The 25,231-nt window shown below is 64.8% G+C and carries 17 protein-coding genes, 2 tRNA genes and 3 rRNA genes; 8 read left to right on the forward strand and 14 right to left on the reverse strand.

Annotated features, from left to right (window positions below; genetic code table 11):
* Nucleotides 1-58: 58 nt before the first annotated feature.
* Entirely contained in the window at nucleotides 59-1,990 is a 1,932-nt protein-coding gene (locus ACRYRV_RS02765; RefSeq protein WP_444986098.1) for an ATP-binding cassette domain-containing protein, read from the reverse strand.
* 119 nt (nucleotides 1,991-2,109) lie between these two features.
* On the opposite strand from ACRYRV_RS02765, the gene ACRYRV_RS02770 reads away from it, so the two are divergent.
* A complete protein-coding gene (locus ACRYRV_RS02770) occupies nucleotides 2,110-2,988 on the forward strand; it encodes a TatD family hydrolase (RefSeq protein ID WP_309637425.1) in 879 nt (292 codons plus the stop codon).
* 2 nt (nucleotides 2,989-2,990) lie between these two features.
* Nucleotides 2,991-3,476 (forward strand): hypothetical protein, encoded by a 486-nt coding sequence (locus ACRYRV_RS02775; RefSeq protein ID WP_253450575.1) that lies wholly within the window; start codon nucleotides 2,991-2,993, stop codon nucleotides 3,474-3,476.
* Between the two features lie 3 nt (nucleotides 3,477-3,479).
* On the opposite strand, the gene ACRYRV_RS02780 is transcribed toward ACRYRV_RS02775, so the two are convergent.
* Nucleotides 3,480-5,660: a dehydrogenase E1 component subunit alpha/beta gene (locus ACRYRV_RS02780; protein WP_444986095.1), complete on the reverse strand. Its 2,181-nt coding sequence runs from the start codon at nucleotides 5,658-5,660 to the stop codon at nucleotides 3,480-3,482.
* Between the two features lie 166 nt (nucleotides 5,661-5,826).
* Between ACRYRV_RS02780 and ACRYRV_RS02785 the strand changes: the two genes are divergently transcribed.
* Entirely contained in the window at nucleotides 5,827-6,369 is a 543-nt protein-coding gene (locus ACRYRV_RS02785) for a rhodanese-like domain-containing protein (protein WP_309637422.1), read from the forward strand.
* Nucleotides 6,370-6,480: 111 nt separating this feature from the next.
* Here the strand turns inward: ACRYRV_RS02785 and ACRYRV_RS02790 are convergent, their stop codons facing one another.
* Nucleotides 6,481-7,044, reverse strand: a complete 564-nt coding sequence (locus ACRYRV_RS02790) for an elongation factor P hydroxylase (protein WP_309637421.1) — start codon at nucleotides 7,042-7,044, stop codon at nucleotides 6,481-6,483.
* A 126-nt stretch (nucleotides 7,045-7,170) separates the two neighbouring features.
* Here ACRYRV_RS02790 and ACRYRV_RS02795 point away from each other — a divergent pair, with 126 nt between their 5' ends.
* From ACRYRV_RS02795 to ACRYRV_RS02805, 3 genes are all read left to right on the forward strand, one after another.
* Complete coding sequence (locus ACRYRV_RS02795; protein WP_444986093.1) at nucleotides 7,171-8,622, forward strand: MATE family efflux transporter; 1,452 nt, start codon at nucleotides 7,171-7,173, stop codon at nucleotides 8,620-8,622.
* On the forward strand, nucleotides 8,603-9,646 hold the full coding sequence (locus tag ACRYRV_RS02800; RefSeq protein ID WP_444986091.1) for a DUF3080 family protein: 1,044 nt from the start codon (nucleotides 8,603-8,605) through the stop codon (nucleotides 9,644-9,646). Before ACRYRV_RS02795 ends, ACRYRV_RS02800 begins: the two co-directional genes overlap by 20 nt.
* 145 nt (nucleotides 9,647-9,791) lie before the next feature.
* Entirely contained in the window at nucleotides 9,792-10,499 is a 708-nt protein-coding gene (locus ACRYRV_RS02805; RefSeq protein ID WP_299314620.1) for a hypothetical protein, read from the forward strand.
* 26 nt (nucleotides 10,500-10,525) lie between these two features.
* On the opposite strand, the gene tusA is transcribed toward ACRYRV_RS02805, so the two are convergent.
* Nucleotides 10,526-10,789, reverse strand: a complete 264-nt coding sequence (gene tusA / locus ACRYRV_RS02810; RefSeq protein WP_253450554.1) for a sulfurtransferase TusA — start codon at nucleotides 10,787-10,789, stop codon at nucleotides 10,526-10,528.
* Nucleotides 10,790-10,831: 42 nt separating this feature from the next.
* Between tusA and ACRYRV_RS02815 the strand changes: the two genes are divergently transcribed.
* Nucleotides 10,832-11,122, forward strand: coding sequence for an antibiotic biosynthesis monooxygenase family protein (locus ACRYRV_RS02815; protein ID WP_253450551.1), 291 nt, complete (start codon nucleotides 10,832-10,834; stop codon nucleotides 11,120-11,122).
* Between the two features lie 19 nt (nucleotides 11,123-11,141).
* Here ACRYRV_RS02815 and rlmM read toward each other — a convergent pair whose 3' ends face one another.
* Together rlmM and ACRYRV_RS02825 are read right to left on the reverse strand one after the other, a co-directional pair.
* Nucleotides 11,142-12,212, reverse strand: a complete 1,071-nt coding sequence (gene rlmM, locus ACRYRV_RS02820; RefSeq protein ID WP_444986088.1) for a 23S rRNA (cytidine(2498)-2'-O)-methyltransferase RlmM — start codon at nucleotides 12,210-12,212, stop codon at nucleotides 11,142-11,144.
* Nucleotides 12,209-12,631 (reverse strand): DUF2721 domain-containing protein, encoded by a 423-nt coding sequence (locus tag ACRYRV_RS02825; protein WP_253450545.1) that lies wholly within the window; start codon nucleotides 12,629-12,631, stop codon nucleotides 12,209-12,211. Before ACRYRV_RS02825 ends, rlmM begins: the two co-directional genes overlap by 4 nt.
* 300 nt (nucleotides 12,632-12,931) lie before the next feature.
* Between ACRYRV_RS02825 and gdhA the strand changes: the two genes are divergently transcribed.
* Entirely contained in the window at nucleotides 12,932-14,284 is a 1,353-nt protein-coding gene (gene gdhA, locus ACRYRV_RS02830; protein WP_299314627.1) for an NADP-specific glutamate dehydrogenase, read from the forward strand.
* Between the two features lie 625 nt (nucleotides 14,285-14,909).
* Here gdhA and rrf read toward each other — a convergent pair.
* The 8 genes from rrf to prpF form a co-directional block, all read right to left on the reverse strand.
* Nucleotides 14,910-15,025, reverse strand: a 5S ribosomal RNA gene (gene rrf / locus ACRYRV_RS02835).
* 79 nt (nucleotides 15,026-15,104) lie between these two features.
* Nucleotides 15,105-17,993 (reverse strand): 23S ribosomal RNA (locus ACRYRV_RS02840).
* Between the two features lie 225 nt (nucleotides 17,994-18,218).
* Nucleotides 18,219-18,294, reverse strand: a tRNA-Ala gene (locus ACRYRV_RS02845).
* Between the two features lie 105 nt (nucleotides 18,295-18,399).
* A tRNA-Ile gene (locus ACRYRV_RS02850) sits at nucleotides 18,400-18,476 on the reverse strand.
* A gap of 97 nt (nucleotides 18,477-18,573) precedes the next feature.
* Nucleotides 18,574-20,112, reverse strand: a 16S ribosomal RNA gene (locus ACRYRV_RS02855).
* The 16S, 23S and 5S rRNA genes sit together here with 2 tRNA genes alongside, the layout of an rRNA operon.
* A gap of 597 nt (nucleotides 20,113-20,709) precedes the next feature.
* Nucleotides 20,710-22,226 (reverse strand): IS3 family transposase gene (locus ACRYRV_RS02860; protein ID WP_444986201.1). Its coding sequence is split into 2 segments (ribosomal slippage): nucleotides 20,710-21,789 and nucleotides 21,792-22,226, totalling 1,515 coding nucleotides; the frame shifts between segments, so codons are not numbered across the junction.
* A gap of 171 nt (nucleotides 22,227-22,397) precedes the next feature.
* Entirely contained in the window at nucleotides 22,398-23,879 is a 1,482-nt protein-coding gene (locus ACRYRV_RS02865; protein WP_444986085.1) for a bifunctional 2-methylcitrate dehydratase/aconitate hydratase, read from the reverse strand.
* Between the two features lie 132 nt (nucleotides 23,880-24,011).
* Nucleotides 24,012-25,190 (reverse strand): 2-methylaconitate cis-trans isomerase PrpF, encoded by a 1,179-nt coding sequence (prpF, locus tag ACRYRV_RS02870; protein WP_444986083.1) that lies wholly within the window; start codon nucleotides 25,188-25,190, stop codon nucleotides 24,012-24,014.
* Nucleotides 25,191-25,231: the final 41 nt, after the last annotated feature.

Raw genomic sequence — 25,231 nt, forward strand, 5'->3', positions numbered from 1 at the left:
CTGCTGCGCTCGCGACGCCAATCAGCGCTTCCTTTTCTTTAGTCGGGTTCTGCCCTACTTACTCCCCGGAGGCCATGGCCTCCAATTCCATCCACCGCTCCATGGCGGCGTCCAGCGCCGCCTGTTTGGCCGCCATCTCCTCCAGCACGGCGGTGACCGTCGCACTCTCCTGCTGGTAGAAACCGGGATCCGCCACCCTGGCCTCGAACTCGGCCACTGCCTCCTCGAGCCGCTCGATCTCCGCCGGCAGGCCGTCGAGTTCGCGCTGCAGCTTGTAGGAGAGCTTGGCGGGCTTCTTCAGCGCCGGGGCAGGCTCGGCTTTTGTCTCCGGCGTCGCTTCGACACCTGCCACCTCGGCGACGGGCTCTGCCCGCTGGCGGGCCGCCCCCTCCCAGGGCGCCGGCGGCAGCTTGCCCCCCTGGCGCACCCAGTCGCTGTAGCCGCCCACGTACTCGCGCACCCGCCCCTCGCCTTCGAAGGCCAGCACGCTGGTCACCACGTTGTCCATGAAGGCGCGGTCGTGGGAGACCAGCAGCAGGGTGCCCTCGAAGTCGAGCAGCAGCTCCTCGAGCAGCTCCAGGGTCTCCATGTCGAGGTCGTTGGTGGGCTCGTCGAGCACCAGTACGTTGGCCGGCTGGGTGAAGAGCTTGGCCAGCAGCAGCCGGTTGGACTCGCCCCCGGAGAGCGCCTTGACCGGCTGGCGGACCCGCTCCGGGCTGAAGAGGAAGTCCTGCAGGTAGCTCATCACGTGGCGGTCGCGGCCGCCCACGCTGACCCGGTCGCTGCCCTGGGCCACGTTGTCGTAGACCGTCTTCTCGGGCTCGAGTCCGGCGCGCAGCTGGTCGAAGTAGGCCACCTGCAGCTTGGTGCCGAGCCGGACCTCCCCCTCGGTGGGCGCAAGCTCGCCCAGCAGGATCTTGAGCAGGGTGGTCTTGCCGGCGCCGTTGCGGCCGATGAAGCCGATGCGGTCGCCGCGCTGGATCTCCAGGGAGAGGTCACGGATCACCGCCTCGTCGCCGAAGCGCTGGGTGACGTGGGAGAGCTCCACCACCCGCTTGCCGCTGCGCTCACCGCCGTCCACGGCCAGGTTGGCGGTACCCTGGCGCTCGCGACGTTCGCTGCGCTCCCGGCGCAGCTGCTCCAGGGCCCGCACGCGCCCCTCGTTGCGGGTACGCCGCGCCTTGATGCCCTGGCGGATCCAGGCCTCCTCCTGGGCGAGCTTCTTGTCGAACTCGGCGTGCTCCCGAGCCTCCACCTCCAGCTCGTGGGCCTTCTGGGCCTGGTACCTGGCGTAGTCGCCGGGGTAGCGGCCGAGCCGCCCGCGATCCAGCTCGAGAATCGCCGTGGCCAGCCGCGACAGGAAGGCGCGGTCGTGGGTGATGAAGAGGACCGCGCCGTTGAAGGCCAGCAGCTGCTCCTCGAGCCAGGCGATGGTGTCGAGGTCCAGGTGGTTGGTGGGCTCGTCCAGCAGCAGCAGGTCGGGCTCGGCCACCAGGGCCCGGGCCAGGGCCACGCGCCGACGCCAGCCGCCGGAGAGCGCCGACATCTCGGCATCGGCGGGCAGCCCCAGGCGGGTCAACACCACGTCGATGCGCTGGTGGAAGGACCAGCCGTCGATGGCCTCCAGGCGCGTCTGGAGCTCGGCCATGCGGCGCATGTCCGGTGCTTCCTCGCCGACGAGGTGGTGATACTCGGAGAGCAGCGCACCGGCCTCGGGCAGTCCCCCGGCCACCACATCGAAGATGGTCTGGCCGTCGGCCTCGGGCAGCTCCTGAGCGAGCACCCCGATCTTGAGCCCCGGCGCCCGCCATAGGGTGCCGCCATCGGGCAGGGTCTCGCCGGACACCAGGCGCAGCAGGGTCGACTTGCCGGTGCCGTTGCGCCCCACCAGGGCCAGGCGCTCGCCCCTCTCCAGCACCAGGTCGGCGCCATCGAGCAGCACATGGGTCCCATAGGCCAGTTGCAGCTGTTCCAGACGTAGCAGGGTCACGCGAATACCTCTTCGTTTCACCGGGGGCGCCAGTGTACCCCATGCAGGAGGCCGCCGCCGCGGGTACAATGCGCCTCCTTCGGACGCCCCGTCGCCCCCTTCCCCAGAGGAGTTCCGCCTTGGCAGAGCACCCCGCCCAGTTCGATGATGTCCTCCCCGAGGCGCTGCGCTTCACCGCGCCGGCGCCCCTGGTGGACATCGGCGCCAACCTGACCCACGAGAGCTTTGCCCGGGACCTGCCGGCCGTGCTCGGCCGCGCCAGGGCGGCCAACGTCACCACCCTGATCCTCACCGGCACCGACCGCGAGCACGCCGAACAGGCGGTGGCGATGTGTCGTGAGCACGGCGGAGACGGGCTCTCGCTCCACGCCACCGCCGGCGTGCACCCCCACGACGCCAGCCGCTGGGACGGCGAGCTCGCGGCGGCCATGGCGGCCCTGCAGCGCCTGCCCGAGGTGGTCGCCGTGGGCGAGTGCGGGCTCGACTTCAACCGCAACTTCTCCACGCCCGCGGAGCAGGAGCGCGCCTTCGAGGCCCAGCTGGAGATCGCCGCCGCCTGCGGCAAGCCGCTCTTTATCCACGAGCGGGACGCGGGTCGGCGCATGCGCGAGATGCTGCGCGCCTGGCGCGACGATATCGGCGACGCCGTGGTCCACTGCTTCACCGCCGAGCGCGATACCCTGCATGGCTACCTGGACCTGGACCTGCATATCGGCCTGACCGGCTGGCTCTGCGACGAGCGCCGGGGCCATCACCTGCGCGAGCTGGTGGGCGACATTCCGCTGGCACGGCTGATGGTGGAAACCGACTGTCCCTACCTGCTGCCGCGCAACTTACCTGCCAAACTCAAGGGCAGGCGCCACGAGCCGGCGCTGCTGCCGTGGATCGTCCGCGAGATCGCCCACTGGCGCGGCGAGAGCGAGGCCGCCCTGGCCGCCGGCACCACCGCGACGGCGCGCCGCTTCTTTCGGCTGCCCCCCAATCACGAGGAGAACTGATCATGGCCGATATGCCCGGCTTTATCGCCGTGGAGACCGGCGACGACGGCGGCCTGCCGCTGGCCATCGCCTGGACCCTGCCCGATGGTCGCGTCAAGCACACCCTGATCCAGCCAGAGGATGACTGGCTGGATGCCGAGACGGTCTCCCTGGGCGAATACAGCCTGGAGGAGCTCAACAGCATGGGGGTCAGCCCCCTGGACGTGATCCGGGAGCTGGAGAACGACCACTTCAGCGACACCCTCTATACCGCCGGGGTCGGCGACGACGAGGCCGCCCTGTCGCGGCTCTTCGACACCTACGGCCTCGACCCCTTCGTGGAACTGGCCCCGGCCGAGAGCCTCTACGGCGCCCTCTCCCCCGGGGACTGGGCCCGGGCCCGCGGCGAGCTGTTCGGCGAGCTGGGGCTCGAGCCGATGCGTCCGGAGCACGAGGTGGAGGTGATGCTGCACCTTCACCAGCGCCTGGGCGGCCACGGCGACGACTGAGGCTCAGGGCGCCAGCAGCGCCCGCACCCGGGCGGCGACCTGCTCCCGGGAGGGCAGCGTCAGGGTGGCCGCCGGCCCTAGGGGAATGAAGCTGTCCTCGGCGGTCAGCCGCGACAGTCGCTCGCCGGCCACGCCGCGCTCCACCAGGCCGGTGACCAGCGCCTCGCTCAGCGACCCCGAGCGGCGACACTCGTCGACGATCAGCACGCGGCCGCAGTCGGCCACGGCGTCATGCACGGCGTCGTGGTCGATGCCGGTCAGCCAGCGCAGGGCGACGATCCGCACTCGCGCCCCGGCCGGGTCGATCTCCGCCAGGGCCTGGCGGGCCAGGTGCACCCCGTTGCCGTAGGTCAGGATGGCCAGTTCGCTCCCCTCTCCCCAACGGCCGAGCTCCCCCACCGGCAGGCGGAAATCGGGCCCCGGGTCCTCCTCGCACCAGCGCCCGTCCCCCTCCTCGAGCAGGTCGCGGCTGTGATAGCGGGCGATAGGCTCCAGCAGCACCACCACCCGCTGCTCTTCGTCGGCCAGGCGCACCGCCTCCTGCAGCAGCCCCACCGCCTCCCGGGGGCCGGCCGGACAGGCCACCGGAAGCCCCGGAATATCGCGCAGCACGGCAATGGCGTTGTCGTTGTGAAAGTGCCCGCCGAACCCCTTCTGGTAGCCGAGCCCGGCGATGCGCACCACCATGGGATTGGTGTACTGGCCGTTGGAGAAGAAGCTCAGGGTGGCCGCCTCCCCGCGCAGCTGATCCTCGGCGTTGTGCAGGTAGGCCAGGAACTGGATCTCGACGATGGGCAGCAGGCCATTCTGCCCGAGACCGATGCCGAGCCCCAGGATGCTCTGCTCGTCGAGCAGGGTGTCGATCACCCGATGGGCACCGAAGCGTTTCTGCAGCCCCCGCGTCACGCCATAGACGCCGCCCTTGCGGCCGATATCCTCCCCGGCCAGCACCGCGCCCGGGTGGCGGGCCAGCGTCCGCGCCAGGGCCAGGTTGAGCCCCTGGGCCAGGGTCAGGGGCGCCTCGGCCATCTCCGCCGGGCCGGGCGTCATCCGCCCCGGCCGCCGCGGCGGCAGGATGCTGGCCATCACCGCCTCGGCGCTCGCGAGCCTGGGCCGGCGGATCGCCGCCTCGGCAAGGCGCGCCACCTCGTCGCCGATCGCCCGATAGCGCTCGCCCAGCGTCTCGGCATCCAGCACCCCGTGGCGGCGCAGCAGCCCGGCGCCGAACAGCAGCGGGTCCCGGGCCTCGTCTGCCTCGATGCGCGCCGGGCTGAGGTAGGCCTGCTGGGCGTCGGAGCCGGCGTGGCCGAAGAGGCGTACGCAGCGCATGTGGAGGAAGACCGGCCGGCGCCGGGTGCGCGCGATGCGCACCGCCTCGCCGGCCGCACGCCAGGTGTCCAGCAGGTCCAGGCCGTCGCAGGCCAGGTAGTGAATGCCTGGGCGGGCCGCCATGGCCGCGGCGATCCAGCCCGGCGGCGTCGGCACCGAGATGCCCAGGCCGTTGTCCTCGCAGAGCAGCACCAGCGGCAGGGGCAGCCCCTGATAGGCGGCCCAGCCGGCGGCGTTGATCGCCCCCTGGGCGGTGGAGTGGTTGAAGGAGGCGTCGCCGAAGCTGCACAGCACCACGCCATCGGCGGGCCAGGTCCCCTCGACGCCCAGACGCCCGGCAAGACCAAGCCCATGGGCCGCCCCCACCGCCTTGGGCAGGTGGGAGGCGATGGTGCTGGTCTGGGGCGGCACGTTGAGGGCCCTGGAGCCCAGCACCTTGTGGCGCCCGCCGGAGATGGGGTCCTCGGCGGAAGCGGCAAAGCTCAGCAGCAGGTCCCACAGGGGGCGCTGGCCCGGCAGCTGGCGGGAACGCTCGATCAGGAAGGCGGCATCGCGATAGTGAAGGAAGGCGGGATCGCTGGCCCGCAGCGCCCGGGCCACGGCGGCGCTGCCCTCGTGGCCGGCGCTGCCGATGGTGTAGAAGCCCTCGCCGCGAGCCTGGAGGCGCCTGGCCTCGAGGTCGAGGTGGCGGCTCATCAGCTGGGACTCGAAGAGCGCCAGCAGCGCCTCGGGGGAGAGCCCCGCCTCCTCGAGAGTCAGATCGGTTTCGGTCAGGGGCCACTCATCCCGGGCGAGGGCATCGAAAAAGCGGGCCTCCTGGGGCAGCGGCCCGGAAGCGGCAAAAGGACGTGACACCACGGCGAGCTCCGGCAGGGAATATCGCTTCTAGCCTAGCCGATTCGCCCCGCGCTGCTGGCGGCCGCGCACAGCGAAGCGGTGGATCTCCTGGCAGGGAGCCTGCCCTTGCTATACTGTTATATTGTTAGAACTTTGACAGCTATGACAGACGATAGAGGTAACTATGATACGGACACTCGCCATCCTTGGCGGCGCCGCGGCGCTGCTGGTCTCGGCCGCCGCCAGCGCGGAAAACCGGATTTCCGCGCAGGAGACCTACGAGCTCCTGCAGGAAGAGCGCGATAACGTGCTCTTCATCGACGTGCGTGATCCGGTGGAAGTCATGTTCATCGGCGCCACCAACGAAGTGGACAGGAATATCCCCTTCCGCATCGCGGATCGCGAGAGCTGGAACGAGGAGCGTGGCCACTTTGCCATGGTGCCGAACGAGGACTTCGCGGAGCAGGTTGCCGCCGCGCTGGAAGAAAAGGGGCTCGACCGCTCCGCGATGGTCATCACCATGTGCCGCTCCGGCAGCGATCGCGGCGAGCCGAGCGCCGCCTACCTGCTGGAGCAGGGCTTCGAGTCGGTCCGCTATGTGACCCATGGCTTCCAGGGTGACCCTGCCGAGAGCGGAGAGCGCGAAGGCATGCGACTGGTCAACGGCTGGCAGAACAGCGGCCTCCCCTGGACTCGCACCCTCGACGCGGACAAGGCTTTCCGCTGAGGCGCCACGCGCCCTGAGGCCTCTCACCCCGCGTCGATCTCTGCTCTGCACGCCTGCTCCGATGACGGGGTGATCGTCATCGGAGCAGTCCGCGCGGCGTCACCGCTGCGCTCAGGCCGGCACTGCCGGCGTTACCAGCCGCCCACGCCCTGCCTCGACGGCCGCCTCCAGGCTGGCACCCTCCCGATAGAAACAGCGCAGAGCGTACCGGAAGGCCTCGGCCCGCCGTGGCAGCCCCTCCCGCTCAAAGCGCTCGGCCCGTGCCGTGACCCGGGCCTGGAAGGCCTCCCGGTCCACCTCCGCCTCCCCGCCCAGATTATCGACGCTGACATGGAAGCGACGCTGGCTGGCACGGCAGAAGAGCAGCTCCAGCGCCTGGGGCGCCACCTCCACCGCCTCGAAGTCGCGCTGCTCGGCGGTATCGCGCCCGTCGGGCAGGTACCAGTAGCCGTAGTCCTCCAGCTGCCGGCGACGCTCCCCGGCGATGCACCAGTGGCTGATCTCGTGCAGGGCACTGGCATAGAAGCCCCGGGCGAAGATCACCCGATGGAAGGGCGAGCCGTCATCGGCGGGTAGATAGAGCGGCTCGTCGCCACCGCGGACCAGCCGAGTGCGGTAGCTGGACTGAAACAGGCCATCGAACAGGGCGATGACATCCTCGAGACGGTGATTCACGCAGACTCCTCGCAGGCGATGGGGCCACCATTATAGGGGGCCAACCCAGCAGGCCAAAGGGGGCCCGTCTTGCTACCATAGCCGGCCTGCCACCCTTTCCGGCAGCTGCTTGTACGGAGCCCGACCTTGTTCACCCTCTTCTCTCGCCTGCTCGCCACCAGCCGCCGCGAGACTCGCCCCCTGCTGGTGCTGGCCCTGCCCATCTGCGGTGCCCAGCTGGCCCAGGCCGGCATGAGCGTGGCCGACGTCATGATGACCGGCCGCCTCAGCGCCACCGACCTTGCCGCGGTCTCGGTGGGCTCCAGCCTCTGGATGCCGCTGATGCTGTTCATGACCGGCACCCTGATGGGGCTGACGCCCATCGTCGCCCAGCTGCTGGGGGGGCAGCGCACCGCGGAGATTCGCCCCAACGTCCACCAGGCGCTATGGGTCGCGCTGGTGCTGGGCGCCATGGCGGCACTCCTGCTCTGGTTCGCCGTTCAGCCGATTTTCAGGCTGATGGACGTTCCCGAGGAGGTCGCCAGTCGCTCCGCCGCCTACCTGTCAGCGGTGGCCTTCGGCATGCCCGGCGCGGCGCTTTTCCAGGCGCTACGCGCCTTCTCCGACGGCATGAATCATACCCGCCCCTCGCTGTGGATCAGCCTGATCGGGCTCGGGGTGAACATCCCCAGCAACTACGTGTTGATCTACGGCGGCGACGGGCTCACCGCCCTGCTGGGGGAGTGGCTGCCCGCCTGGATTCAGGCAATGCCGGCGCTGGGCGCCCTGGGCTGCGGCATCGCCACGGCGCTGTCGCTGTGGACCATGAGCCTGGCCATGGCGCTCTATACCCGCCGGGCTCCGGCCTATCGGGAAGTCTCCCTCTGGCACTCCCCCTCCCCGCCGCGCTGGCGCCTGATCGGCGAGCTGCTGCACGTGGGGCTGCCCATCGGCGTGGCGATCTTCGTGGAGGTGACGCTCTTCACGCTGATTGCCCTGTTCATCGCCAGCCTGGGCGAGGTGACGGTCGCCGCTCACCAGGTCGCCCTCAACTACACCTCCATCCTGTTCATGCTGCCGCTGGCCCTGAGCATGGCGTTGACGGTGAGGGTCGGCAACACCCTGGGGCAGCAGCGCCCCGTCTATGCCCGGCAGGTCGCCTGGTTCGGCATCGTCGTCAGCGTCGCGGTGGCCCTGTTCAACAGCGCCCTGCTGTGGCTGACCGCCAAACCGGTCATTGGCCTCTACACCCATGATCTCGAGGTGCAACGCCTGGCGCTGTCGCTGGTCTTACTGGCCATGATCTACCAGGTATCGGACTCCCTGCAGGTGAACCTGGCCGGCGCCCTGCGCGGCTACAAGGACACCCGCATCATCATGGTGATCACCCTCGCCTCCTACTGGCTGGTGGGGCTGGCCGGCGGCCACTGGCTGGGTACCCGCGGGATGACCGGCCTGATTGAGCCGATGGGGGTACATGGCTACTGGGTGGGACTGATCGCCGGCCTCACCGCCGCCGCCCTGCTGCTCGGCATGCGGCTGCAGAGGATCAGCCGACGGGTTGCGGAAGGAGAACAACATGGACTGGAGACGAACTAGGTGCGGGCTCGCCCCTCTGCTGCTCGCCGGCACCGGGGCACTGCTGGCCGGCTGCGGCCAGGGTGGCGCCGAGAGTGACGCCCTGCTGCGCGACTACCAGCAACATCTGGCCTCGCAGCTCGACCTGGCGCCACCGCCCCCGGCCACCCCGGACAATATCGGCGCCTTCCCCGAGCGGCGCGATCGCCTGGTGGATATTCCGGAAACCCGAGCCGGCCTGCTCAACGTCTATGCGCTGCGCGAGTGCCACATCACCACCCTGGTGGCGGAACGCAACAGCGCCCTCGGCCGGGTGGCGCCGGCCAGCCAGCAGTGGCGCTACGAGCTGACCCTCTGGGAACGACTCAATGCCTGCCTGGAAAGCGACGTCCCGGAGCGGCTGGGGGAGGCAGACCTGGCGCGACTCGAATCCCTCGCCGCCACCAAGAGCGAGCAGCTCCCCGCCGCCGCCTGGAACGGCCTGTTCGGCTCCGAGGAGTGGGCGGGAAACTTTACCCGGGTCAGCGCCGCCCTGCCCCCGGATGCCCTGGCGCCACCCGCGGCCCAGCAAGATGCCCTCGACTACCTGCACGCACTGAGCACCGCCCCCCTCTCAGGCGCCCGGCAGCCCGATCCGGACGCCCTGGAGTCCCACCTGAGCGCCCTGAGAGCGCGCCCCTACAGCGCCGAGCTGCTGCGCACCCTGATGCTGGCCACCCAGCGCCTGGAGGAGGCCTCGGCGCTGATTCAGCAGGCGCTGGCCCGCCACGACGCCTGTCGCACGCCGGCGCTCCCCACCGGGTTCGACGCCCCCGAGACGCGCCCGGCTGGCGACTGGCTGGCGGCCCTGGAGCAGGCGGCCGACAGCTGGCTCGAAGCGCTGACGCCCCTCTTCACCCTCCTCGACTCGCCCCCCGCGGCGGTGGCGCACTATCGGGAAAGCTGGCTCTCCACCACCGAGCCAGGGGCGCCGCTGCCCGCCTTCCGCAGCGCCCTGGAGGAGCACAGAGCCCTGCGCGAGGCCCACGCCGAGCGCTGCCGATAACGCATGCCGAGGGTGCCTGGGGCTTAACCTCCGGGAGCGTCTGTGCTATTGGTGTGAACGAGAGTGACGCAGAGCGCTTCCGAGCGGCCCGTGGAGCCAGGCTCCCGCGCCGATGCCGTGATCACGCAGCATGTGGAGGAACGTCATGGGAATCCCGCTGTCACCCCGCTCCGCCCGGGTCATCGACCTGGAGACGATGCGCCAGCGTCAGCTTGCCCGCCGACGCCTGATCCGCCTGGCTCCTGAGCTGGACGGCCTGGAGATGGTCTATCGCCTGGCCTCGAGCCCCGACACCCTCTATGGCATGCCCCTGCTCGCCTGGGGCATGCGCGAGGATGGCGAGGTGGTCGGCCTGGTGCCCTGGATGGAGGCGCTGACCCCTTGTCACCGCCTGGACGACCCGGAGCACGGCAGCTTCGTGGGCTACCGCGACCCCGAGACCGAGGAGCTCTTCGAGGTGGCCCCCGAGCACAAGGTGTTCGAACTCGAGCACGCCGCTGCCTACTTCGACTACGAGGAGACCGACCAGGTCACCCTGATCCAGCAGATCCCCGAGAGCCAGGGCACCCACGCCCTCTGCATGGACGGCGACGACACCCCCTGGCAGCTCAAGCAGGTATTCGGGTGGCGGCTCTACAGCGACGGCGCCGTGGAGGCCCTTCTCGCCGACGAGCGCCTGGTGGAGAACACGCCGATCCTTCCCGGCGACCCCTGCCTCTACCCCGGCCATAGCCGCCACCGCGCCGTCTACTTCTTCCAGCGCCAGATCGCCAACCGTATCCGTCGCGAGGACCCCGCGACCCTCGAGGCCCTGGCGCTGATGGTGATGCCGGAGACGCCGACGCCGGGCTGAATCAGCCCGGCTGGCCCGGGACAGGATTAGCCTAAACGGATAAAGTAGAGGTAGCTGTCCTCGAGCTCCTCCTGGCGAATCAGCTCATGGCCCAGGAACTGGCAGAACTTCGGCACGTCCCGCGTGGTGGCCGGGTCGCTGGCGATGACCTTGAGCACCTCGCCTGGGTGCATGTCGCGCACCTTGTTGTGCATCAGCATGATGGGCTCGGGGCAGTAGAGTCCCGTGGTGTCGAGCTCGACCTGGAAGTCGGGTGCCGCCTCGGGCATTGCGTCACGGATATCAACCATCGATGGCCTCGTCGTCGGGTTTCATCAGTCGGAGCATGCTAGATGATCAAGATCATTATCGAACGCCGTATCATGCCGGGCCTTGAGCAGGAGTACGAGGAGGCCGCTCGCGAAGCCATGCGCCAGTCCCTTGGCGCCAGGGGCTTTGTGGGCGGCGAGAGCCTCGTTGAGCTGGGCCACAGCGATCGGCGTCTGATGATCACCAAATGGCGCGACCTGCGCGCCTGGAAGGAATGGTACACCAGCGAGGAGCGGTCTCGAGTCATGCAGCGCGTACTGCCGCTGCTAACCGAAGAAGAGCGCATTCGCATCTACGAACCCACCACCCACTGAAGCGGCGGGGAACCGCACCTCAGTCCCGCAGCCGCACGTGAACCGTCACCTCTTCCCTATCGTGGTAGAGGTGACGGCAGGCGATATCGGCCGCCACGCCTGCCGCGGCAAGCGCCGCCTCCAGGCGCCCCAGGCAGACTTCCACCTCGGGCCAGCGTCGCTTCATCGGCAGCTTCAGGTTGAACACCGCCTCGCGGCACCAGCGCCGCACCAGCCAGCGCTCCATCATCGCCTGGACCCGGGCGGGCTTGTCGACGATATCGCACACCAGCCAGTCGAGCCGGTAGGGCGGCTCCCAGACGAAGCCATCCTCGCGCAGATGTTCTACCTGGCCCGTGGCCATCAGCGCCCTGTCCATGGGCCCGTTATCGATGGCGTAGACGTGCATGCCACGATGCACCAGCTGCCAGGTCCAGCCTCCCGGGGCCGCCCCCAGATCGGCGGCCTGCATCCCCTCTGCCAGGCGCGTGTCCCACTCCGAGCGCGGCACAAACTCATGCCACGCCTCCTCGAGCTTCAGCGTGGAGCGACTGGGCGCCGCCTTTGGAAAGCGCAGCCGCCGTATCCCGCCGGGCTGCTCGCTGCGGTTGCCCGGAAAGCTCATCCCCAGCTGGACGACATCCCCAGCGCTCCACAGCAGATGCAGGCGGCGCCCACCCGCCTTGCGACGCAGGGCGCCGCGCTTCTTGAGCAGCGACTCCAGGGGGCGTGCCAGCGCCTTGGCCAGGCCCGAGAGCGCCTTGCCGTCATTGGTATCCGGGGTCTCCTGCCACAGGCTTTCGAAGCTCCAGCCGCTGGCCACCACCTGCTCGACGATCGGCCCCAGACGGTCCTCCCGGTCCAGAGTCAGCGCAGGAAGCGCCACCAGGCTCTGCCGAGCGAAGACCAGGCCATGCAGCGGCAGCGCTCGATGGAGAGCATTGGCGCTCTCCCCCTCCGGCAGTGCGAAGCGAACGAAGCCGTCTCCCGCCGCATGCAGCGGGGTCCCCGACCAGCCTGCATGCTGCGCCTTGTCGGCAAGCTCCTCGGCCAGGTCACGCTCAAAGCCGGGGCGGCAGTAGCAGAGCAGCTCGCTGGGTATCAGGCTCATGCGTCACCCCCAAGGTGCTTGCCGCTCGCGCGAAGCTGCGCCTCGACATCCTGCAGCTGGACGTTGAGCGCATTGGTGGAGATCTGGATCTCCCACAGGGAGTAGATGAGCGAGACCGAGAGCGCGACCAGGCTGATGCCGAACAGCACCATGCCGGTCAGCTCCAGTGACAGGAAGAGCGCGAACATCGACAGGGTGCAGAGCAGAAAGCTGAACACGCCGGCAAGCTGCATGCGCTTGGTCAGGGAGATGCGCTGGCGCAGCAGCAGAATCTGGCGGGCATTGGCCTCCTGATGCTGGTTGCGCTCCTCGTCTGCCAGCTTGCGAATCAGCTGGGCGAGCACCAGAAAGCGGTTGGTATAGGCAAGCAGCAGCAGGGAAATGGCCGGAAACAGCAGGGCCGGCGTGGTCAGGGTCAAGTGGGGCTCTCCGCAATCGATGACAGTGGGCGCCATCATACCAGCCGGGCAGATCGGCAGACGAGAACCTACCACCGTTTATTTACCATTTATGAAGAATTTCTTTTGCTCCGATTTGGTGCGCCTTTTTTCGCCAATTTCAAGCGTTATCGCTTCATATCAATGTCTAACCAGCGCATAACCCATACAGTTGATGCATAATGGTGCATTGCTTTATATTGGGCATCCATTGGAAATCACTTCCAGGCTATCCGCCTGAACGACGGATACGAACACACCCTTCTACACAGGAATCTCTCGATGCCCTACGTTCACGACACCCTGGAGCGCCTCCGCAAGAGCAGCCCGGCCCAGACCGAGTTCTATCAGGCCGCCGAGGAAGTCCTCGAGTGTCTGCGCCCGCTGTTCCTGCAGAGCCCCCACTACCTGGATCACAGCATCATCGAGCGCATCGTGGAGCCGGAGCGTCAGATCATGTTCCGCGTCTGCTGGACCGACGATGCCGGCAAGGTCCAGGTCAACAAGGGCTACCGGGTCCAGTTCAACTCCGCCCTCGGCCCCTACAAGGGCGGCCTGCGCTTCCACCCCAGCGTGACCTCGGGCACCATCAAGTTCCTGGGCTTCGAGCAGATCTTCAAGAACGCCCTGACCGGCCTGCCCATCGGCGGCGGCAAGGGCGGCTCCGACTTCAACCCCAAGGGCAAGTCGGACGGCGAGATCATGCGTTTCTGCCAGTCCTTCATGAACGAGCTCTACCGCCATATCGGACCGACCACCGACGTGCCGGCCGGCGATATCGGCGTGGGTGCCCGCGAGATCGGCTACATGTATGGCCAGTACAAGCGCCTGACCAGCCGCTATGAAGGCGTGCTGACCGGCAAGGGCCTCAACTGGGGCGGCTCCATCGGCCGCAAGGAGGCCACCGGCTACGGCGCGGTCTACTTTGCCCAGAACATGCTGGAAGCCCGCGGCGAGGAGCTCGAAGGCAAGACCTGCCTGGTCTCTGGCGCCGGCAACGTGGCGATCTACACCATCGAGAAGCTCTATGAGCTGGGTGCCAAGCCGGTGACCTGCTCCGACTCCCGCGGCACCGTCCACGACGCCCGCGGCATCGATCTGGACCTGCTCAAGGAACTCAAGGAGGTCAAGCGCGCCTCCCTGGAAGAGTACCTGGCGACCCACCCCGAGGCTCGCTACATCCCGGCCGGCGACTATCCGGAAGATGGCCACGCCGTCTGGCGCATCAAGGCCGATGCCGCCTTCCCCAGCGCCACCCAGAACGAGCTGACCGTCGCGGACGCCCAGGCGCTGCTGGACAACGGCGTCACCTGCATCAGCGAAGGCGCCAACATGCCCTCCACCGCCGACGCCGTGGACCTCTTCCTCCAGGCCAAGATCGCCTACGGCCCCGGCAAGGCGGCCAACGCCGGCGGCGTGGCCACCAGCCAGCTGGAGATGGCCCAGAACAGCAGCATGGAGCAGTGGCCCCTGGAGAAGGTGGATGCCAAGCTCAAGGAGATCATGGCCAACATTCACAAGCAGTGTGCCGATACCGCCGAGGAGTTCGGCGAGCCCACCAACCTGGTGCTCGGCGCCAATATCGCCGGCTTCCGCAAGGTGGCTGACGCCATGATCGACCAGGGCGTGGTGTAACCACTCCCCCACCAGTCGACAGCAAGCAAAAGCCCAGGCTGTGAAGCCTGGGCTTTTTCGTGGCTCCCCTTTCTCCCCTATGAGAGATCAACAGGAAGAGGTAGGCGCCGATCAGACGTAAGGTAGATATCCACGGCCAGCCTGGGCCCGGCACTGAGCCTCGGCCATCTTCATCATCCCACGCCACAGGCCGCGGAGCAGGGGCATGATGACGGAACGCTGGCCGCCAGCCTGATCCCAGATGGTCGGATAGATCGCCTTGGAATTACTCATGGAAAAGGGCCTCAGGGTATGTTCACATTGCCATATATTATACCTTAGTCTTTATACCAAGGTCTAATCCCCTGCCATTATCTCTTCATGGGCAGCTCCCAGAACGACGAAACCCCAGCCATCGGGCTGGGGTTTCTGAAAAAGTGCCTGACGATGACCGGGCCGGCCACCCGGCGGTCGGCGTCCTGATACTCGACTCGCCTCATCCTGAGTCTCGCCCTACCGGCCCGCTGACGCGGTTTCCGCCTGTTCCCGACAGGCGGGATCCATGGGGAGAGCCCTGGCTCGATACGCTGCCCCCATGCGAAAAACCCCGACCATCTCACGATGATCGGGGCTTTTCTATATAAGTGCCTGACGATGACCTACTCTCACATGGGGAGACCCCACACTACCATCGGCGCTGAGCGGTTTCACTGCTGAGTTCGGCATGGGATCAGGTGGTTCACGCACGCTATGGTCGTCAGGCGAAAAGGGTGTGAATCATGCTGCGATACGTCTCGCGTACCCGGCGTCGTCTGTTATCGACAGACCCCTTGGGTGTTATATGGTCAAGCCTCACGGGCCATTAGTATCGGTTAGCTCAACGCCTTGCAGCGCTTCCACATCCGACCTATCAACCAGCTGGTCTCGCTGGGCCCTTCAGGAGGCTCGAGGCCTCAGGGAAGTCTCATCTTGAAGGGGGCTTCCCGCTTAGATGCTTTCAGCGGTTATCCTGTCCGCACATAGCTACCCGGCAATGCCACTGGCGTGACAACCGGAACACCAGAGGTGCGTCCACTCCGGTCCTCTCGTACTAGGAGCAGCTCTTCTCAAACTTCCAACGCCCACGGCAGATAGGGACCGAACTGTCTCACGACGTTCTAAACCCAGCTCGCGTACCACTTTAAATGGCGAACAGCCATACCCTTGGGACCGACTTCAGCCCCAGGATGTGATGAGCCGACATCGAGGTGCCAAACACCGCCGTCGATGTGAACTCTTGGGCGGTATCAGCCTGTTATCCCCGGAGTACCTTTTATCCGTTGAGCGATGGCCCTTCCATACAGAACCACCGGATCACTAGAACCTACTTTCGTACCTGCTCGACGTGTCTGTCTCGCAGTCAAGCACCCTTATGCTCTTGCACTCAATGCACGATTTCCAACCGTGCTGAGGGTACCTTCGTGCTCCTCCGTTACGCTTTGGGAGGAGACCGCCCCAGTCAAACTACCCACCACACACGGTCCTCGATCCGGATAACGGACCTGAGTTAGAACGCCAATGATGCCAGGCTGGTATTTCAAGGTTGGCTCCACCCGAACTGGCGTCCGGGTTTCAAAGCCTCCCAGCTATCCTACACAAGCAACATCAGCGTCCAGTGTGAAGCTATAGTAAAGGTTCACGGGGTCTTTCCGTCTAGCCGCGGGTACACAGCATCTTCACTGCGATTTCAATTTCACTGAGTCTCGGGTGGAGACAGCGTGGCCATCATTACGCCATTCGTGCAGGTCGGAACTTACCCGACAAGGAATTTCGCTACCTTAGGACCGTTATAGTTACGGCCGCCGTTTACCGGGGCTTCGATCAGGAGCTTCGCTTGCGCTAACACCATCAATTAACCTTCCGGCACCGGGCAGGCGTCACACCCTATACGTCCGCTTACGCGTTTGCAGAGTGCTGTGTTTTTAATAAACAGTTGCAGCCACCTGGTATCTTCGACCGCTTCGTGCTCCGACCGCAAGGGCCTTCACACTAGTGCGGCGTGCCTTCTCCCGAAGTTACGGCACCATTTTGCCTAGTTCCTTCACCCGAGTTCTCTCAAGCGCCTTGGTATTCTCGACCTGACCACCTGTGTCGGTTTGGGGTACGGTCTCACTGTATCTGAAGCTTAGAGGCTTTTCCTGGAAGCGTGGCATCGATGACTTCTTGACCGTAGTCAGTTCGTCTCGCCTCTCGGCCTTAGGGATCCGGATTTGCCTGAATCCCCAGCCTACGGGCTTTCACCAGGACAACCAACGCCTGGCTCACCTAGCCTTCTTCGTCCCCCCATCGCAATACAGTGAGGTACGGGAATATTGACCCGTTTCCCATCGACTACGCCTTTCGGCCTCGCCTTAGGGGCCGACTCACTCTGCTCCGATTAGCGTCGAACAGAAACCCTTGGTCTTCCGGCGGGGGAGTTTTTCACTCCCCTTGTCGTTACTCATGTCAGCATTCGCACTCGTGATACCTCCAGCAAGCCTCTCGACTCACCTTCATCGGCTTACACGACGCTCCTCTACCGCTCGTCATTCGACGAACCCGTAGCTTCGGTACCTGGTTTGAGCCCCGTTACATCTTCCGCGCAGGCCGACTCGACTAGTGAGCTATTACGCTTTCTTTAAAGGATGGCTGCTTCTAAGCCAACCTCCTAGCTGTCTGAGCCTTCCCACATCGTTTCCCACTTAACCAGGATTTGGGGACCTTAGCTGACGGTCTGGGTTGTTTCCCTTTTCACAACGGACGTTAGCACCCGCTGTGTGTCTCCCACGCTTGCACTCACCGGTATTCGGAGTTTGCCTCGGGTTGGTAAGTCGGGATGACCCCCTAGCCGAAACAGTGCTCTACCCCCGGCGGTGATACGTGAGGCGCTACCTAAATAGCTTTCGAGGAGAACCAGCTATCTCCGGGCTTGATTAGCCTTTCACTCCGATCCACAAGTCATCCAAATCTTTTTCAACAGATCCTGGTTCGGTCCTCCAGTTGATGTTACTCAACCTTCAACCTGCTCATGGATAGATCGCCCGGTTTCGGGTCTATTCCCAGCGACTGGTCGCCCAGTTAAGACTCGGTTTCCCTACGCCTCCCCTATACGGTTAAGCTCGCCACTGAAAATAAGTCGCTGACCCATTATACAAAAGGTACGCGGTCACAGAACGAGTCTGCTCCCACTGCTTGTACGCACACGGTTTCAGGATCTATTTCACTCCCCTCTCCGGGGTTCTTTTCGCCTTTCCCTCACGGTACTGGTTCACTATCGGTCAGCCAGGAGTATTTAGCCTTGGAGGATGGTCCCCCCATGTTCAGTCAAGGTTTCACGTGCCCCGACCTACTCGATTTCACATGATCAGATTTTCGACTACGGGGCTATCACCCACTATGGCCGCGCTTCCCAGCGCGTTCGCCTAATCAGTCACATGCTTAAGGGCTGGTCCCCGTTCGCTCGCCGCTACTGGGGGAATCTCGGTTGATTTCTTTTCCTCAGGGTACTTAGATGTTTCAGTTCCCCTGGTTCGCCTCCCGACACCTATGTATTCAGTGCGGAATACCCAGCTTGTGCTGGGTGGGTTTCCCCATTCAGAGATGCCCGGGTCACAGGTTGTTTGCCACCTCGCCGAGCCTTATCGCAGGCTTCCACGTCTTTCATCGCCTCTGGCTGCCTAGGCATCCACCGTGTGCGCTTAATCGCTTGACCATATAACCCCAAAGGGTCTGGTCTGCGATAACGTACGACATTGCCGGATACGCTTGAGACGTATCACTTGTTTCTTCTGGATCACTCCAGAAGGAACGTTTGTCAGCATGATTCACATTGTTAAAGAGCGACTGTCAATCGACAGTCATAAACCTGACATCTTTTGCTGAGATGCTGGCTTAGGACTGCGGATCCGATCAGGTAAGACTGTTGCAGGGGAGACGATGGTGGAGCCAAGCGGGATCGAACCGCTGACCTCCTGCGTGCAAGGCAGGCGCTCTCCCAGCTGAGCTATGGCCCCACTGATACCCGATACTTCTGGGTAATTTTATTCAGGCCAAGGCATTTTGTGGCGATGCATAGCCTGCTATGCGAGTCACAAAATAACGCAGGACTGGATAAAATTTGGTGGGTCTGGGCAGATTTGAACTGCCGACCTCACCCTTATCAGGGGTGCGCTCTAACCAACTGAGCTACAGACCCGGCTTCCAACCACTGGGTCCGCGACCCAAACAGTCTTTGCTCTGGTCGATCAGGTAATTCATTGTGAGCACTTGTCGCGAGCCGGTGACGTCGTCGATAAGGAGGTGATCCAGCCGCAGGTTCCCCTACGGCTACCTTGTTACGACTTCACCCCAGTCATGAACCACACCGTGGTGATCGCCCTCCGAAGTTAGGCTAACCACTTCTGGTGCAGTCCACTCCCATGGTGTGACGGGCGGTGTGTACAAGGCCCGGGAACGTATTCACCGTGACATTCTGATTCACGATTACTAGCGATTCCGACTTCACGGAGTCGAGTTGCAGACTCCGATCCGGACTGAGAACAGCTTTATGGGATTAGCTCCACCTCGCGGCTTTGCAACCCTTTGTACCGTCCATTGTAGCACGTGTGTAGCCCTACCCGTAAGGGCCATGATGACTTGACGTCGTCCCCACCTTCCTCCGGTTTGTCACCGGCAGTCTCCTTAGAGTTCCCGCCATTACGCGCTGGCAAATAAGGACAAGGGTTGCGCTCGTTACGGGACTTAACCCAACATTTCACAACACGAGCTGACGACAGCCATGCAGCACCTGTCTGAGAGTTCCCGAAGGCACCAAGGCATCTCTGCCAAGTTCTCTCGATGTCAAGGGTAGGTAAGGTTCTTCGCGTTGCATCGAATTAAACCACATGCTCCACCGCTTGTGCGGGCCCCCGTCAATTCATTTGAGTTTTAACCTTGCGGCCGTACTCCCCAGGCGGTCGACTTATCGCGTTAACTGCGCCACAAAGGTCTCAAGGACCCCAACGGCTAGTCGACATCGTTTACGGCGTGGACTACCAGGGTATCTAATCCTGTTTGCTACCCACGCTTTCGCACCTCAGCGTCAGTGTCAGTCCAGAAGGCCGCCTTCGCCACTGGTATTCCTCCCGATCTCTACGCATTTCACCGCTACACCGGGAATTCTACCTTCCTCTCCTGCACTCTAGCCTGACAGTTCCGGATGCCGTTCCCAGGTTGAGCCCGGGGCTTTCACAACCGGCTTATCAGACCGCCTACGCGCGCTTTACGCCCAGTAATTCCGATTAACGCTCGCACCCTCCGTATTACCGCGGCTGCTGGCACGGAGTTAGCCGGTGCTTCTTCTGTGGGTGATGTCCTTCCTCGGGAGTATTAATCCCAAGGCTTTCTTCCCCACTGAAAGTGCTTTACAACCCGAGGGCCTTCTTCACACACGCGGCATGGCTGGATCAGGCTTTCGCCCATTGTCCAATATTCCCCACTGCTGCCTCCCGTAGGAGTTCGGGCCGTGTCTCAGTCCCGATGTGGCTGATCATCCTCTCAGACCAGCTACGGATCGTCGCCTTGGTGAGCCATTACCTCACCAACAAGCTAATCCGACATGGGCTCATCCGATAGCGCAAGGTCCGAAGATCCCCTGCTTTCTCCCGTAGGACGTATGCGGTATTAGCCTGGGTTTCCCCAGGTTATCCCCCACTATCGGGCAGATTCCCATGCATTACTCACCCGTCCGCCGCTCGACGCCTGGAAGCAAGCTTCCATCGTTTCCGCTCGACTTGCATGTGTTAGGCCTGCCGCCAGCGTTCAATCTGAGCCATGATCAAACTCTTCAGTTTAAGATCATATAGTGCATTAAGTGCACCAAACTTGGCTCAAGGTTCAAACGTTTCTCAAAAGACCCGAAGGTCTTGACGAGTCGCTTGCCTTGATGGTTCTGTGACTGGTCACCGAACTCATCGACAAGCGCCCACATGAATTACCTGATCGATTGTTAAAGAGCGGCTTCGAACTCTTGGGCGAACCTTGTGGAGTGAAGCGTCTCGCTGTGCTGTCGACCGGAGCAGGCTCTCTTGAGCTCTCCGCCTGTCGTCAGCGCCCTGCGAGGAAGGTGTATTCTACCGATTCGCTTCAGCGTGTCAAGCGGTGGTTGGCGATGCGCTGCATCCCGACCGATTTCCGTTGACTGCCCGCCTCATCCTGCCGAGGCGACTGCGAATCCAGTGGCGCACATTCTAGCGAATCTGCGGTGATTGTCAACTGAAAGTTTTTCGAAGCGTTTCAAAAAACTCAGACAGATCAATCACTTTTTCCACTTATTACCGCCTGCAACCTTGCTGGTCACCGGCAGCGGATGCGTACTTTACGGTTTTCCCCGGGGCCTTGCAAGCCCGGAGTCTGTCAACATAGTTGGCATATAAAATGGTTCTGGCTCTTTAAAGCCCTGCTGCCTGTGGCACCGGATCCCGCTCGGGATTCAGGTGCACTATCTCTGGCAGGCTGAGTTTCCGGATGTCACCCGACCAGCGCTCCGGGTGACGTTGCTTCGCCGCCTCGAAGACCTCCCGGCGCTGCGCCAGGATGCCTTTGGCCTCGCCGTTATGACGCTGGCTCGGCGTGATGTAGCGAAGGGCGCTGTGCCGATGCTCGTGGTTATACCACTCGGTGAATTGCTGGACCCACTCCTGAGCCTCAGTCAGGGTGGCGAACCCGTCGATGGGGAAGCCCGGCCGGTACTTCAGCGTCTTGAAGGCCGACTCGGCGAAGGCGTTGTCGTTGCTGACCTTTGGTCGGCTGTACGACGGGGTGATGCCCAGGTCGTAGAGCTTCTCCAGGAAGGTCGCCGCCTTCATCGGGCTGCCGTTATCTGAGTGCAGAATCAAAGGCTTGTGACGATCGGTGAGGTGCTCGCGCCAGCAGGCCTTCTGGATCAGCTCGGCGGCCAGCTCGCCGGTCTCGGCTTCATAGACCTCGTGCCCAACGATCTTGCGGCTGAAGACGTCCATGATCAGGTACAGGTACCACCAGGTACCGCGTGCAGGGCCCGGTAACCAGCTGATATCCCAGCACCAAAGCCGGTTTGGTGCCGTGGCCTGGTGCGTGGTCGGCGGTCGCTTGCGCTGTGGGGCCTGCTGTCGGCCCCGGTGGTGTTGCTGGTCATATTCATGAAGCACTCGGTACATCGTCGACTCAGAAGCCAGGTAGCGGCCCTTGTCCGCCTGGTCGGCCACGATGAAGGCCGGCGGGCGGCTCCGATACTCCGGGGCGTTGCACAGCACCACAATCGCCTCTCGTTCCTCGGGCGACAGCTTGTTGGCCGGTTCTGGGCGGTCGGCGTCGGGGCGGCGATCCGCCGTCACTTCGCCTTCCGCGACCCAGCGGTAATAGGTTCGCACATTGATGCCCATCACCTGACAGGCCTTGGCCAGCCGAGCACCGTCACGCTGGGCGTCTTGCACCAGAGTCACGATACGCTGGCGATCCGGGAGGCTGGTCAGTCGTCCTCGTCGTTGGTCGTGCCCCAGATCGCCTCGGCCTTTTTTGACAGGGCCAACAGCGCCGCCGTCTCGGCCAGGGCCTTGTCCTTGCGGTGTAGCTCGCGCTCCAGCTTACGGAGCCGCTTCTGCTCCGCCTTACGCGCCTGGCGAAGCTGCTTGGCCTGCGCTGCCGCATCGTCGTTGGCGTTCATGCAGGCATCCCGCCAGGCCTCCACCTGCTCGGGATAGAGCCCGCGCTCGCGGCAGTAGGCGCTGACTTCAGCCTCGTTCATCGGAGCTGTCTCCAGGACGATCTGGAACTTCTCCTGGCTAGTCCACTGATCTGGCTGGGTAGAACGTGATGGCAAAACCTGTCCTCGTGCTCTGGCCTGTTTCCGCCAATTGTAGAGGGTTGTCGCGGTGATGCCTTCCTGCTCGGCCAGTTCCGGGATGGTCATGCTCATGGGCGGTGCCATCTTCTTGAGGATGGCTTCCTTACGTTCTGCGGGGTAACGCACGTTGATCACCTCTCAATCCGTTTGGGTGACAACTACGTTGACGCATAGGGAGCCCCTCGAGAGAAAATATAGCGGAGGATGCCGGACCCGGCCATGACCGGCGTCAAGATCATGGCCAGCCCGGTGCGATCAGAGCGTCAGCAGCCCCATGAAACGATGAACCGGCATCGCCTCGAGGGCCTGCTGGTCGCGGCATAGCGCCAGGATCCCGGCGCTGCGCGGCCGCGGGAAGCAGGTCTCCAGGTTACGACGAAACTTCTCCTCCAGTGCCGGCACGCCCTCCTCGCGCCGGCGCCGATGACCGATGGGGTACTCCACGGCGACCTGGTCGGTCGAGGTGCCATCGGTGAAAAAGACCTGGATGGCATTGGCGATGGAGCGCTTCTCGGGGTCCAGGTAGTCGCGGCTGTAGCGGGGCTCCTCCACCACCTCCATCTTCGCCCGCAGGGCGTCGATCTCGGGGTGGGCCGCATGGAAGTCGTCCTCGTAGTGCTCGGCGGCCAGCTCACCGAAGAGCAGCGGCACGGCCACCATGTACTGCAGGCAGTGGTCGCGATCCGCCGGATTGGCCAGCGCCCCTTCCTTGGAGATGATGCGAATCGCCGACTCGTGGGTGGTGATAACGATGCGTTCGACCTCGTCCAGGCGCCCCTTCACTGCCGGGTGCAGGGTCACGGCGGCCTCGCAGGCGGTCTGGGCGTGGAACTCCGCCGGGAAGGAGAGCTTGAAGAGGATGTTCTCCATCACATAGCTGCCGAAGTCGCGCTGGAAGCGGAAACGCCGCTCCGCCTCGGGCTTGGTGGCGAGGTCGCGATTGGTATGGCTGAACAGCACATCGTAGAAGCCCCACTGGGGCGCGGTGAGCGCCCCGGGCACGCCCATTTCGCCGCGCAGGGCGATATCGGCCAGGCGTACCGCCCGGGAGGCAGCATCCCCGGCGGCCCAGCTCTTGCGCGAGCCGGCGTTGGGCGCATGGCGATAGGTGCGCAGGCTCTGGCCGTCGACCCAGGCATGGGAGAGCGCGGAGAGCAGCTGCTCGCGATCGGCGCCCAGCAGCCTGGCCGCCACCGCCGTGGAGGCCACCTTGACCAGCACCACATGGTCGAGCCCCACCCGGTTGAAGCTGTTCTCCAGGGCCAACACCCCCTGGATCTCGTGGGCCATGATCATCGCCTCGAGCACGTCGCGCATCGCAAGCGGCGCCTCCCCTTCGGCGACCCGCCTCTGGGAGAGGTGGTCGGCCACCGCCAGTATGGCCCCCAGGTTATCCGACGGGTGGCCCCACTCGGCGGCAAGCCAGGTGTCGTTGTAGTCGAGCCAGCGCACGATGCAGCCGATATCCCAGGCGGCCTTGACCGGGTCCAGGCGATAGGCGGTGCCGGGCACCCTGGCGCCGTGGGGCACCAGGGTACCCTCCACCAAGGGACCCAGGTGCTTGGTGCACTCCGGAAAGCGCAGCGCCAGCAGACCGCAGCCCAGGGTATCCATCAGGCAGAGCCGTGCGGTGTTCCACGCCTCCGGGCTGTCGATGCGGTAGCCGAGCACATAGTCGGCGATCTTCTGCAGCTCGGCGTCGTAGTCCGGACGCACATTGGCTTCCACGGTACTCATCTCGCTCTCCTTCGGCATCGGCATTGGCTACCCCCAGTGTAGAAGAGTGTCCGCGCCATGAAGCAAGGCGCCCCCGGCCGTCTGGCCAGGGGCGCCTCTGTTCACTCGGCGCTCCCCAAGGTGGGGACAGCTTCAGAAGCTGTCGCCGGGAATGCGCACGAAGCCCTCCATCAGCACCCGAGCGCTGCGGCTCATCACCGCCTCGTCGATCACCCAGCGCTCGTCCACCAGGCTCGCCTCGGCGCCGACGCGCAGCGAGCCGGAGGGGTGGCCGAAGGTGACGGCATTGCGCTTGCCGCCGCCGGCGGCCAGGTTGACCAGGGTGCCCTCGATGGCGGCCGCCGAGGCGATCGCCACCGCGGCGGTGCCCATCATGGCGTGGTGCAGCTTGCCCATGGAGAGCGCCCGCACCAGCAGGTCGATGGACTCGGCCTTCACCTCCTTGCCGCTAGAAGAGGTATAGCTCGCCGGAGGCGCCACGAAGGCCACCTTGGGGGTGTGCTGGCGGCTGGCCGCCTCGGCCACGTCCTGGATCAGCCCCATCTTCACCGCACCGTGGGCGCGAATCGTCTCGAAGCGCGCCAGCGCCTCGGCGTCGCCGTTGATCGCCTCCTGCAGCTCGGCGCCGGTGTAGCCGATCTCATCCGCGTTGACGAAGACGGTGGGAATGCCGGCGTTGATCAGGGTGGCCTTGAGGGTGCCCACGCCCGGCACTTCCAGGTCATCCACCAGGTTTCCGGTGGGGAAGATCGCCCCCTCGCCGTCGGCGGGGTCCTTGAAGGCCACCGGCACCTCGGCCGCCGGGAAGGTCACGCCGTCGAGCTCGAAGTCGCCGGTCTCCTGCACCTCGCCGTCGGTGATGGGCACCTGACAGACGATGGTCTTGCCGATATTGACCTGCCAGATACGCACCTCGACCACGCCGTTCTCCGGGATGCGCGCCGGGTCCACCAGGCCGTTGGCCACCGCAAAGGGGCCCACGGCGGCGGAGAGGTTGCCGCAGTTGCCGCTCCAGTCGACGAAGGCCTTGTCGATGGCCACCTGGCCGAACAGGTAGTCCACGTCGTGGTCGGGGCTCTCGCTCCTGGAGAGAATCACCGTCTTGCTGGTGCTGGAGGTAGCGCCGCCCATGCCGTCGATCTGCTTCTGGTAAGGGTCGGGGCTGCCGATCACCCGCATCAGAAGGCGGTCCCGGGCCTCGCCGGGCACCTGCGCCGCCTCGGGGAGGTCGTCGAGCCGAAAGAAGACGCCCTTGCTGGTGCCACCGCGCATATAGGTGGCGGGAATACGAATCTGGGGAACGTGAGCCATGAAGGTCGCTTCCTTGATAGGTAAGGGGAGTAAAGATCGAC

It is taken from the genome of Halomonas mongoliensis (assembly GCF_052496345.1).